Source organism: Caballeronia telluris (assembly GCF_001544495.1).
GTDB lineage: Bacteria > Pseudomonadota > Gammaproteobacteria > Burkholderiales > Burkholderiaceae > Caballeronia > Caballeronia telluris.
Window position 1 is genome coordinate 312,846 of record NZ_FCNZ02000003.1, and the last position, 11,215, is coordinate 324,060.

An 11,215-nucleotide genomic window follows, 5' to 3' on the forward strand; every position below is an offset into this window, starting at 1 on the left:
TGACCATCTGAAGCGCTGCATTTAAGCGCTTCAGGGATTTTTTTTGGCCGCTGCCCTAAACCCGGCGGCGCGGCTGCCGTTATCCAGAGATCGCGGCGTGGACGACAGGTCCGCGCGCCGGTTTCGTGCGCTGTTTCGATGGCGCTCGCGAAACCGCCTCCGCGCGCTTTCACGGATGACGCCCGTAGCCCATGATCCCATTCTTTTCCAGGCGCTTGCTGGTCAATGTCGCCGTCGTGCTGCTCGCGCTCGGCGCGAATGCGTTCGTCGCTTACCGGCAGATCAGCGGTCAGAGCGAAGCCGACGCGCGCACGCTCCGCTCGATGAGCGTGATGCGCGACCTGGACGCCTATCGCAGCACACTCGGCGAAAATCTGACCGCGCTCAGCCGCTTCGAGGCGACCGGCACGCTCGAATCGGCCGCCGTGCGCGAAGCGCGTACCGCGCATATCGACGCGCTCGAAAGCAGCCTGCGCGCCCAGTTCGCCATCGAGCCGGGCATGGACGGCGCGTTCGACGCGCTCGCGCGCGCAGCCGCCGTCATGAAGCGCGACTCGCATTCCGCTTTCGAGCGGGCGATGAAGGCAAGACCCGGCGCGTTGCGCGACTGGGTCGATGCGCTTTTCGCGCAGATCGCGGAAGACCAGCGGGCCGTCGACGAAGAACTCGCCGCGCTGCGTGCCCGTGAGGACATCGCGCTGACCTCGGCGCTCGATGTCTCGACCGAGGCATCCGGCCACGCGATGCTGCTTCTGATCGTCACGATGCTCGCGGGCAGCGGCGTGCTGATCTACACCTTCGCGAGCCACGAGCACTCGGCGCGCGGCAAGTTGCGCATCGCCCGCGCGATGCAGCGCAGCAACGAGCGCTTTCGCGGGCTCTTCGACTCGCATCCGGTGCCGATGTGGATCGTCGACAGCGAGACGATGCGCTTCGTCGCCGTGAACCCGGCGGCGCTCCAGCATTACGGCTACACCGAACCCGAGTTCATGAACCTGACGCTCCCCGACCTGCATTGCGCGGAAGACTTCGCCCTGTTCGCGGCGCGGCTCGCGCGAAGCGCGAACGACGAGGCGCCGGGGCAGCGCTCGGCGGGCGTATGGCGGCACCGCCACAGGGACGGTTCGTCGATCAGCGCGGACGTCTCGTATCACGCGCTCGTCTATTCGGGACGGCCGGGCCTCTTCATGCTCGCGAACGACGTGACCGACCGCATCAACGCCGAAGCCGAGGCGCGGCGTTCGAACGAGATGCTCGAAGCCGTGATCGACAACATTCCGCAGCGCGTGTTCTGGAAGGATCGGGAGTCGCGTTATCTCGGCTGCAACAACGCGTTCGCGCGCGACGCCGGCCTCGCCTACAACGAGCAGGTGATCGGCAAGACCGACGACGAACTGCCGTGGGGCGCCTTCGCCCACGTGCTGCGCGCCGACGACGAAGAGGTGATCACGACGAGCGTGCCGAAGATGCACTTCGAACAGGACATCATGGTCGGCGACACGCTGCGCACCGTGGTGGCGAGCAAGCTGCCGCTCACCGACGGCGAAGGGCAGATCATCGGCGTGCTCGGTTCGTATCACGACGTGACGAAGAGAAAGCGCTCGGAACTCGCGTTGCGTCTGCAAAGCCGCGCGCTCGACGCGAGCGTCAATGCCATTCTGATCACCGGTCCGGCGAACGGCGGCAACGTGATCGAGTATGCGAATCCGGCGTTCAAGCGCATCACGGGCTACGATCCGGCCGAGGTGATCGGCCGCGATTGCCGCTTCCTGCACGGCGAAGATCCCGAGCAGGAAGGGCTCGATACGATTCGCCGCGGGCTTGCGGTCAATCGCGAAGTGAGCGCGGTGCTGCGCAACTACCGCAAGGACGGCGCGCTGTTCTGGAACCAGCTGTTCGTCGCGCCCGTGCCGGACGTGAACGGCCATACGACGCATCACATCGGCGTCATCCACGACGTCACCGACCTGATCCGCTATCAGGAACAACTCGAATATCAGGCGAACTACGACACGCTCACACGCCTGCCGAACCGCAACCTGCTGCGCGAGCGCCTCCAGCAGGCGATCGACCACGCGCGCCGGCACGACACGAAGCTGTCGGTCGTGTTCATCGACCTCGACGGCTTCAAGAACGTCAACGACAGTCTCGGTCACAGCGTCGGCGACCGGCTGCTCGCGGTGGTCGGGGAACGTCTCGCGCGTTGCGCGCGGGCGGGCGATACGGTGGCGCGTCACGGCGGCGACGAGTTCGTGATCGTGCTGCCCGGTTTCGCCGACGAAACGGCGCTGATCGCCTGGATGGAGCGCGTGCGCGCGGCGATCTCGGAGCCGGTGTGGCTCGACGGTACGGAGCTGTATGTCGGCTGCAGCATGGGCGCGAGCCTCTTCCCGCAGGACGGCGACGACGCCGAAACGGTGCTGAAGAAAGCCGACCTGGCGATGTACCGCGCGAAGGACATGGGCCGCAACACCTTCCAGTTCTATCTGCCGGAGATGAACGCGAGCGTCGGAGCGCGGATGAACGTCGAGCGGCGGCTGCGGCGCGCGCTGCGCGATGGCGAGTTCATCCTGCATTACCAGCCGCAGGTCGACATGACGACGGGCGGCATCGTCGGGATCGAGGCGCTCGTGCGCTGGATGGACCCCGAGCACGGGCTCGTGTCGCCGGCGTCGTTCATCCCGGTGGCGGAGGAGAGCGGGCTCATCGGGCCGCTCTCGGAGTGGGTGCTGCGCGAGGCATGCCGGCAGAACAAGGCGTGGCAGGATGCCGGATTGCCTGCTGCGAGAGTCTCGGTGAACCTTTCGGCGCGGCAGTTCCAGCAACGCGATATCGCGCGGCTCGTGACGTCCGTGCTGGAGGAAACCGGGCTCGAGCCGAAGTACCTGGAGCTCGAACTCACCGAGAGCACGATCATGCGCAACGCCGAGGAGGCGATCACGATGCTGGCGGAATTGTCGGCGCTCGGCATCGGCATCGCGATCGACGACTTCGGCACCGGCTATTCGAGCCTCGCGTATCTGAAACGCTTCCCGGTGCACCGGCTCAAGATCGACCGCTCGTTCGTGGCCGACATCGGCACATGCGGCGACGACGAAACGATCACCTCGGCGATCATCGCGCTCGCGCATTCGCTGGAATTGCAGGTGATCGCGGAGGGCGTCGAGACGTCCGCGCAGCACGAATTCCTGCGCGCACGCGACTGCGACGAGATGCAGGGTTACTACTTTTCGCGCCCGATGCCGCGCGACGACATTCCCGGGCTGTTGCAGCACGGGATCACGCTGAACTGAGCGCGGCGGTCGTCAGTCGATGGCGGGCAGCGCGCGCGGACGGCGGTCGCGATCGGTGGCGACATAGGTGAGCATCGCCTCCGTCACCTTCACGACCTCGCCGTTCAGGCGCATGCGCTGCGCATACACCTCGACCGACACCGTGACCGACGTGTTGCCCGTCTTCACGACGTCGGCGTAGAAGCTCAGCAGATCGCCGACGAACACCGGCTGCTTGAAGATGAACGAGTTCACCGCGATGGTCGCGACGCGCCCGTTCGCGCGACGGCTGGCGGGAATCGATCCGGCGATGTCGACCTGCGCCATGATCCAGCCCCCGAACACGTCGCCGTGGACGTTCGAATCGGAGGGCTGCGGCATCACGCGCAGCGCGACCGGCTTGTCTGGAAGTTGCATTGGGTCGGTCATCGGTGGAGTCCGGTAAGGGCGCTTCGGTCAGCGTGAGCGGTAGATGCCGCCATCTGCGACAATGAACGCATGAAACGATGCCGCGACGGCCGCGCGACGAAGGTCGCAATGGCCGCGCGGTTCATCGGATTGTACGGGAAAGCATGCGTCCTCGACGTGCTCCCGCCCCGCGATACCGCGATACAGCGCTGCCCGCGCACCGGTCACGACCGGCGCGCCGCGTGCCCATGCCGATCCAGAATTCATGCGCCGCTCATCCAGTTCGTCCAGTTCCTCCCACACCGAGCCGGCGCCGCTCCAGAAAGGCCCGCGCAACGACTGGCAGACCATCCGCTCGCTGCTGCCGTATCTTGCGACCTATAAGTGGCGGGTCGCGTTCGCGCTCACCTGCCTGATCGGCGCGAAGGTCGCGAATCTGGGCGTGCCGATCGTGATGAAGAAGATCGTCGATGGCCTCGCCTCCGTGCAGCATCTCACCGCGCTCGGCCGCGCGAACGATTCGCCCGGCATCGTGCTGATCGGCGGCATCGGGTTGCTCGTCGTGGCATATGCGGTCGTGCGGCTTTCCACGTCGCTCTTCACCGAGCTGCGCGAGATCCTCTTCGCGAAGGTGACCGAGAGCGCCGTGCGCACGCTCGCGCTGCGCGTGTTCCGCCATCTGCATTCACTGTCGCTGCGCTTTCACCTCGAGCGGCAGACGGGCGGCATGTCGCGCGACATCGAGCGCGGCACGCGCGGCATCCAGCAACTCGTGTCGTATTCGCTCTACAGCATCCTGCCGACGCTCGTCGAAGTCGGCCTCGTGCTCGGCTTCTTCGCGACGAAGTACGAGGCGTACTACGCGATCGTCACGTTCATTGCGCTCGTCGTGTATATCGTGTTCACGGTGAAGGTGACCGAGTGGCGCACGCACTTCCGGCGCACGATGAACGATCTCGATTCGAAGGCGAACTCGCGCGCGATCGATTCGCTGCTGAACTACGAGACGGTCAAATACTTCGGCAATGAGCAATGGGAAGCCGAGCGTTACGACGAAAACCTGAAGCGTTACCGGACGGCCGCGATCAAGTCGCAACGTTCGCTCTCGATGCTGAATTTCGGGCAGCAGTCGATCATCGGCACGGGGCTCGTGTTCATTCTCTGGCGCGCGACCCAGGGCGTGATGGCGGGACGCCTCACGCTCGGCGATCTCGTGCTGATCAACACGTTCATGCTGCAGCTCTACATTCCGCTGAATTTCCTCGGCGTGGTATATCGCGAGTTGAAGCAGAGTCTCACCGACATGGACCGCATGTTCACACTGCTCGCGGCTGGCCGTGAAGTGCCCGACGCGCCCGGTGCGGAGGCGCTCGTCGTCGGCGGCGCGGGGGTGCGCTTCGAGAACGTCAGCTTCGGCTACGAAGCCGCGCGGCCGATCCTGCACGGCGTCGATTTCACGATTCCCGCGGGCACGACGACCGCGGTGGTCGGTCACAGCGGCTCGGGCAAGTCGACGCTCGGGCGGCTCCTCTTTCGCTTCTACGACCTCGACCGCGCGCACGGCGGGCGCATCCTGATCGACAGCCAGGACATTCGCGACGTCACGCAGGACTCGCTGCGCGCGGCGATCGGCATCGTGCCACAGGACACGGTGCTCTTCAACGATTCGATCTACTACAACATCGCCTACGGGCGTCCGTCGGCGACGCGCGACGAAGTGATCGCGGCGGCGCGCGCGGCGCATATCCACGATTTCATCGAAAGCCTGCCGGCCGGGTACGACACGCCGGTCGGCGAGCGCGGGCTGAAGCTCTCGGGCGGCGAGAAGCAGCGCGTCGCGATCGCGCGCACGCTGCTCAAGAACCCGCCGCTTTTGATCTTCGACGAAGCGACGTCCGCGCTCGATTCGAAATCCGAACGCGCGATCCAGCATGAACTCGATTCGATCGCGCGCGAGCGCACGACGCTCATCATCGCGCACCGGCTGTCGACGGTCGTGCACGCGCAGCAGATCATCGTGATGGATCATGGGCGGATCGTCGAGCGCGGAACGCATGCCGATCTCTTGCTCGCCGGAGGCCTCTTCGCGCAGATGTGGGCGCTGCAGCAGCAGCGGGCGGAAGAGCCGCGCGCCGACCGGGATGCGGTCGATCAGCAAGGTACAGCACACGGCATCGCGCAGGACACCGCGCGGGCATGAAAAAGCGCCGGTGCCTCGCGGCACCGGCGCTGTGTGTTGCGCGAAGCGAGCGTTATTCCGTCGCGTGCGCGGTCGAGATCGCCACGCCGCCCGGCGCGCTGCCGACGGCCATCGCCGGCGCCGCCCAGCGCAGCCATTGCGAGCGCAGCGCGAGCAGGAGGCCGAACGCGCAGGTCGCGAGCACGCCGAAGGTCGCGAAGCCCATCTGATAGCTGCCGGTGCTTTCCTTGGCGATCGCCATGATCACCGGCAGATAAAAGCCGCCGATCCCGCCCGCGGCGCCGACGATCCCCGACAGCAGTCCGGTCTTGCCCTTCCAGCGCTGCGGCACGAGCTGGAAGGTCGAACCGTTGCCGAGGCCGAACGCGATGTAGAGGCAGATCAGCAGCACGATCCCGCCGGCGACGGGCGGCATCCAGATCGCGAAGGTGAAGTCGGCGGCGGCGATCACGACGAGCAGCACGAGGAGCGCGCGCACGCCCGTCACGCGATCCGCGACGTAGCCGCCGAACGGCCGCACGATCGCGCCGAGAAACGCCAGCAGCGCCATGAAGAGGCCGGCTTCGATCTTCGGCATCTGATAGAGCGTGGTGAGGAGCAGCGTCACGTACGACGACATCCCGACGAAACCGCCGAACGTGATGCTGTAGATCAGCATGACGACCCAGGTGTCGCGTTCGCCGAGCACCGCGCGATAGCGCTTCGGCAGCACCGCGATGGCGAGCAGCGCGCCGATCACCGGCAACATCAGCACGCCGGTGCGTCCCGTGCCGAACACGCCGCCGTGCACGGCCAGCACGAGCACGATCAGCCCGACGAGCGTCACCGCGAAACCCGTCAGCGCGCGCAGCGTGCTGCCGGTCTTTTCGCCCGCATCCGCCGCCCACGCGTAGAGCGCCACGGCCGTGATCGCGAGCAGCGGCAAAGCGGCTGCCGTCGATGCCTTCCAGCCGAACGCTTCGGCGAGATGCGGGAACAGGAAGCCGTCGAGCACCGCGCCGATGTTGCCCGCCGCGGCCAGCCCGAGCACGAGGCCCTGGACTTTCGGCGCGTAGGTACTGCCCGCCATCGGCAGCGCCACAGCGAAGCTCGCGCCGCCCATGCCGAGGAACACGCCGAGCACGAGCATCAGCGAATAGGACGGCACGCCCGGCAGGAGCGGCAGGACGATCGTCGGAATGGAGGAGAGCACGACGCCCATCAGCGCGACGCGCCGTCCGTCCGTCGACTGGTACAGGTTGCCGAGCGTCACGCGAAGGATGGCGGCAGCCAGCACCGGCACCGCGACGAGAAAGCCCTGTTGCGCGGCCGTCATCGCGATGTCCTTGCTGATGAACGGCGCGAGCGGGCCGTACAGCACCCAGACGGTGAAGCCGGTATCGAAGTACAGGAAGCAGGCGAGGAGCGAGCGCCAGTTGCCGGTTTTCAGCGATGTCGTCAGGTTCTTCATCAAGGGTCCTCGAGTGGGGCGGCGCGATTCGTCTGTCGTCGTTTGTTCTCGCGCGCGGGCGGTCCCGGAAATTGCAAGCCTCATGCCAATGGCGTGCATCTTTTCGACGGATCGCCGGAAGCGAATGTTGGCGCGGGTTCCAGCGCGGCTCCAGTGGCATGGCGTCGCGCATCCAGGCGCACCGTCGACGCTGCGCCGCGGCACCGCCCGGGTGCGCGCTGCGTGAGAATGGTGCGATGACGCATCGCCGGGCGGCGCGCGGCGCGGCGATGCGCCGCTAAAATGCGGGCTTCGCCGCCGGCCGCGCGGATGAGGGAAAGGACCCAGCATGGAACTCAAATGGCTCGAAGACTTCGTCTCGCTCGCGGAGACGCGCAGCTTCAGCCGCTCGGCGGAACTGCGCCATATCACGCAGCCGGCGTTTTCGCGGCGCATCCAGGCGCTCGAAGCGTGGCTCGGTACGGAACTCATCGACCGCTCGGTGTATCCGACCCGCCTCACGCAAGCAGGCCAGGTCTTCTATGAGCAGGCGCTCGCGATGCTCTCGCAGTTCCATGAAGCGCGCACGCTCCTGCGCGGCCAGGGCGGCGCGCCCGCCGCGACGATCGAATTCGCCGTGCCGCACACGCTCTCGCTCACCTATTTCCCCCGCTGGCTGCAACGCATCGAAGCGCGGCTCGGACGCATTCACACGCGACTGCGCGCGCTGAACGTGCACGATGCGGTCCTGTCGCTCGTCGAAGGCGGCTGCGATCTCGTGATGGGCTATCACCATCCGAGCCATCCGGTCGCGCTCGATCCCGCGCGCTACGACATGCTCACGCTCGGCACCGAGCCGATCAGTCCGTTCTCGGCGGTCGGCAAGGGCGGCCGGGCGCGCTACACGCTGCCCGCGAGCGCCGAAGCGCCGGCGCCGTATTTGTCGTACACGCCCAATGCCTATCTCGGCCGCATGACCGAGGTGATCATCGCGACCGCGCCGACGCGCCCGCATCTCGACAAGGTGTATGAAACGGACATGGCCGAGGGCCTCAAGGCGATGGCGCTCGCAGGGCACGGCATCGCGTTCCTGCCGCACAGCGCCGTCGAGGATGCGGTCGAGGAAGGGCGCCTGATCCGGCTCGACCGGGGAACGCGCGGCGTGCCCGCCGGTCAGTTCACGCTGACGATGGAAATCCGCCTCTACCGCGACAAGCTCGCTTCGCAAGGCGACGATCCGCGCCAGGCGCTTATACGCAGCCTGTGGGATGCGGTAGGCGAGGAAGTGCTGAAGGCATCGCCGGAAAACCAGGCAGGATAAGCTTCTCCGACGTTATGCGCGAAATGCATAATCGGATAAGGAAACGGCATTGGATTTCGAAACGGTGTTTTTCGACAATGTGCGCATTGCCCAAAACGCTGGAGCGTAAATGTCATCTCCGAAGCACGACCTGCCGTCACCCGCCGCACAACATGCCATTCCGTCGTACCTTCAGGCCGACGATCTCGGCCCGTGGGGTAACTATCTGAAGCAGGTCGACCGCGTCGCACCGTATCTCGGCTCCCTCTCGCGCTGGATCGAAACGCTCAAGCGTCCGAAGCGCATTCTCATCGTCGATTGCCCGATCGAACTCGATAACGGCACCGTCGCCCATTTCGAGGGCTATCGCGTGCAGCACAACATGTCGCGCGGTCCCGGCAAGGGCGGCGTGCGTTACCACCAGGACGTGACGCTCTCCGAAGTGATGGCGCTGTCCGCGTGGATGTCGGTGAAGAACGCGGCCGTGAACGTGCCGTACGGCGGTGCGAAGGGCGGTATCCGCGTCGATCCGCGCACGCTCTCGCGCGGCGAACTCGAACGCCTGACGCGCCGTTATACCAGCGAAATCGGCATCATCATCGGACCGAACACCGACATTCCGGCGCCCGACGTGAACACGAACGAGCAGATCATGGCTTGGATGATGGACACGTACTCGATGAACCAGGGAAACACGGCCACCGGCGTCGTGACCGGCAAACCGATCTCGCTCGGCGGTTCGCTCGGCCGCAAGGAAGCGACCGGACGCGGCGTGTTCGTGGTCGGCACGGAAGCGGCGCGGCGCATCGGCTTCGATATCGAAGGCGCGCGCATCGCGGTGCAGGGTTTCGGCAACGTCGGCGGCATCGCGGCGCGGCTTTTCCAGGAAGCCGGCGCGCACGTGATCGCGGTGCAGGACCACACGGGCACGCTGCATAACTCGCAGGGCATCGACACGGTCGCGCTGCTCGATCACGTGGCGAAGCACGGCGGCGTGGGCGGTTTCACCGGCGCGGACCCGGTTTCCGCCGACGAGTTCTGGACGATCGAAAGCGACATCCTGATCCCGGCCGCGCTCGAAGGGCAGATCACCGAGAAGAACGCGTCAAAGATCAGGACGAAGATCGTCGTGGAAGGCGCGAACGGCCCGACGACCACCGCCGCGGACGACATCCTCCACGACAAGGGCATCCTCGTGATCCCGGACGTGGTGGCGAACGCGGGCGGCGTGACGGTCTCGTACTTCGAATGGGTGCAGGATTTCTCGAGCTTCTTCTGGACCGAGGACGAAATCAACCAGCGACTCGAACGCGTGATGCGCGAAGCGTTCGCCGCGGTGTGGCAAGTGTCGAGCGAACACAAGGTGTCTGTGCGCACGGCCGCGTTCATCGTCGCCTGTACGCGGATCTTGATGGCGCGCGAGATGCGCGGTCTTTATCCGTGATTGATTGCGCGCAGTTCGCGCGCACTGTTACGCCTTTGTGCGCGGCGTGCGCGGGCGCGCAAGGCGTTGTTCGCGCCCTTTAAAAAAGCAGGCGGCATCCCGCGCGGGATGCCGCCTGCTTTTGCATGGAAACTACAGTTAGAATGCGCGTCGCAGGGCGTGTGGCGCGGTGGATTCAAATTTTGAGACGTGTGGTTAACAATCATTCTTTCAGAATAATTACCCTGCTAAACTTGCCCCGTTTTCGCCACAGGAGATCGAACAAATGAAGATTAAAAAAGTTGCGCTCACGCTCGCCGCACTGGGTTTTCTCGCCACGGGCGCTTACGCTCAGGATGCCGGCACGCTGAAAAAGATCAAGGACACCGGGGTGATTTCGCTGGGTCACCGCGAATCGTCGATTCCGTTTTCGTACTATGACGACAAGCAGAACGTCGTCGGTTACTCGCATGAATTCGCGCTGAAGGTGGTCGACGCCGTCAAGAAGAAGCTCGGCATGTCCGACCTGAAGGTGAAGCTCACGCCGATCACGTCGCAGAACCGCATTCCGCTCGTGCAGAACGGCACGGTCGACATCGAGTGCGGCTCGACCACGAATAACGCCGAGCGTCAGCAGCAGGTTTCGTTTTCGAACACGATCTTCGTGATCGGCACGCGCCTCATGACCAAGAAGGATTCGGGCGTGAAGGACTGGGCCGACCTGAAGGGCAAGACCGTCGTGACGACCGCGGGCACCACGTCCGAGCGCCTGCTTCGCAAGATGAACCAGGACAAGAGCATGGGCATGAACATCATCAGCGCGAAGGATCACGGCGAGTCGTTCCTGACGCTGTCGACCGGCCGCGCCGTGGCGTTCATGATGGACGACGCGCTGCTCGCAGGCGAGCGCGCGAAGTCGAACACGCCGAACGACTTCGTGATCGTCGGTGCGCCGCAGTCGCATGAAGCGTACGGCTGCATGATCCGCAAGAACGATCCGGAGTTCAAGAAGGTCGTCGACGATGCGATCGCGCAGGTCGAAACCTCGGGCGACGGCGACAAGATCTACAAGAAGTGGTTCGAAAGCCCGATTCCGCCGAAGGGCCTGAATCTCAACTTCCCGGAAAGCGACGACATCAAGGCTCTCTTCAAGAGCCCGAATGACAAGGCAATCGACTAACCT

The 11,215-nt window shown here is 65.2% G+C and carries 8 protein-coding genes; 5 read left to right on the forward strand and 3 right to left on the reverse strand.

What is annotated here, in order from left to right:
• Window positions 1–191: 191 nt before the first annotated feature.
• Window positions 192–3,293, forward strand: a complete 3,102-nt coding sequence (locus tag AWB66_RS06135; protein WP_087629368.1) for a sensor domain-containing protein — start codon at window positions 192–194, stop codon at window positions 3,291–3,293.
• A 12-nt stretch (window positions 3,294–3,305) separates the two neighbouring features.
• On the opposite strand, the gene AWB66_RS06140 is transcribed toward AWB66_RS06135, so the two are convergent.
• Both AWB66_RS06140 and AWB66_RS06145 read right to left on the reverse strand, forming a co-directional pair.
• Entirely contained in the window at window positions 3,306–3,701 is a 396-nt protein-coding gene (locus AWB66_RS06140) for an acyl-CoA thioesterase (protein ID WP_087629369.1), read from the reverse strand.
• A gap of 27 nt (window positions 3,702–3,728) precedes the next feature.
• The gene (locus AWB66_RS06145; protein ID WP_087629370.1) at window positions 3,729–3,947 is read right to left on the reverse strand and encodes a hypothetical protein; all 219 of its coding nucleotides are present in this window, start codon (window positions 3,945–3,947) and stop codon (window positions 3,729–3,731) included.
• Between AWB66_RS06145 and AWB66_RS06150 the strand changes: the two genes are divergently transcribed.
• Window positions 3,946–5,880, forward strand: a complete 1,935-nt coding sequence (locus tag AWB66_RS06150) for an ABCB family ABC transporter ATP-binding protein/permease (RefSeq protein WP_087629371.1) — start codon at window positions 3,946–3,948, stop codon at window positions 5,878–5,880. The two genes, AWB66_RS06145 and AWB66_RS06150, sit on opposite strands and share 2 nt — an antisense overlap.
• A 52-nt stretch (window positions 5,881–5,932) precedes the next feature.
• Here AWB66_RS06150 and AWB66_RS06155 read toward each other — a convergent pair whose 3' ends face one another.
• On the reverse strand, window positions 5,933–7,330 hold the full coding sequence (locus AWB66_RS06155; protein WP_087629372.1) for an MFS transporter: 1,398 nt from the start codon (window positions 7,328–7,330) through the stop codon (window positions 5,933–5,935).
• A 328-nt stretch (window positions 7,331–7,658) separates the two neighbouring features.
• Between AWB66_RS06155 and AWB66_RS06160 the strand changes: the two genes are divergently transcribed.
• From AWB66_RS06160 to AWB66_RS06170, 3 genes are all read left to right on the forward strand, one after another.
• Entirely contained in the window at window positions 7,659–8,630 is a 972-nt protein-coding gene (locus AWB66_RS06160) for a LysR substrate-binding domain-containing protein (protein WP_087629373.1), read from the forward strand.
• 109 nt (window positions 8,631–8,739) lie between these two features.
• On the forward strand, window positions 8,740–10,053 hold the full coding sequence (locus AWB66_RS06165) for a Glu/Leu/Phe/Val family dehydrogenase (protein WP_087629374.1): 1,314 nt from the start codon (window positions 8,740–8,742) through the stop codon (window positions 10,051–10,053).
• Window positions 10,054–10,318: 265 nt separating this feature from the next.
• Window positions 10,319–11,212 carry a glutamate/aspartate ABC transporter substrate-binding protein gene (locus tag AWB66_RS06170; protein WP_087629375.1) on the forward strand — a complete coding sequence of 298 codons (894 nt, stop codon included), beginning with the start codon at window positions 10,319–10,321 and terminating at the stop codon, window positions 11,210–11,212.
• The last annotated feature ends 3 nt before the right edge of the window (window positions 11,213–11,215 follow it).

Bases quoted from the DNA above. Each gene is read 5' to 3' on its own strand.
- AWB66_RS06150 (WP_087629371.1), top strand. From the start codon at position 3,946: ATGCGCCGCTCATCCAGTTCGTCCAGTTCCTCCCACACCGAGCCGGCG.
- AWB66_RS06135 (WP_087629368.1), top strand. From the start codon at position 192: ATGATCCCATTCTTTTCCAGGCGCTTGCTGGTCAATGTCGCCGTCGTG.
- AWB66_RS06170 (WP_087629375.1), top strand. From the start codon at position 10,319: ATGAAGATTAAAAAAGTTGCGCTCACGCTCGCCGCACTGGGTTTTCTC.
- AWB66_RS06140 (WP_087629369.1), bottom strand. From the start codon at position 3,701: ATGACCGACCCAATGCAACTTCCAGACAAGCCGGTCGCGCTGCGCGTG.
- AWB66_RS06165 (WP_087629374.1), top strand. From the start codon at position 8,740: ATGTCATCTCCGAAGCACGACCTGCCGTCACCCGCCGCACAACATGCC.
- AWB66_RS06145 (WP_087629370.1), bottom strand. From the start codon at position 3,947: ATGAATTCTGGATCGGCATGGGCACGCGGCGCGCCGGTCGTGACCGGT.
- AWB66_RS06160 (WP_087629373.1), top strand. From the start codon at position 7,659: ATGGAACTCAAATGGCTCGAAGACTTCGTCTCGCTCGCGGAGACGCGC.
- AWB66_RS06155 (WP_087629372.1), bottom strand. From the start codon at position 7,330: ATGAAGAACCTGACGACATCGCTGAAAACCGGCAACTGGCGCTCGCTC.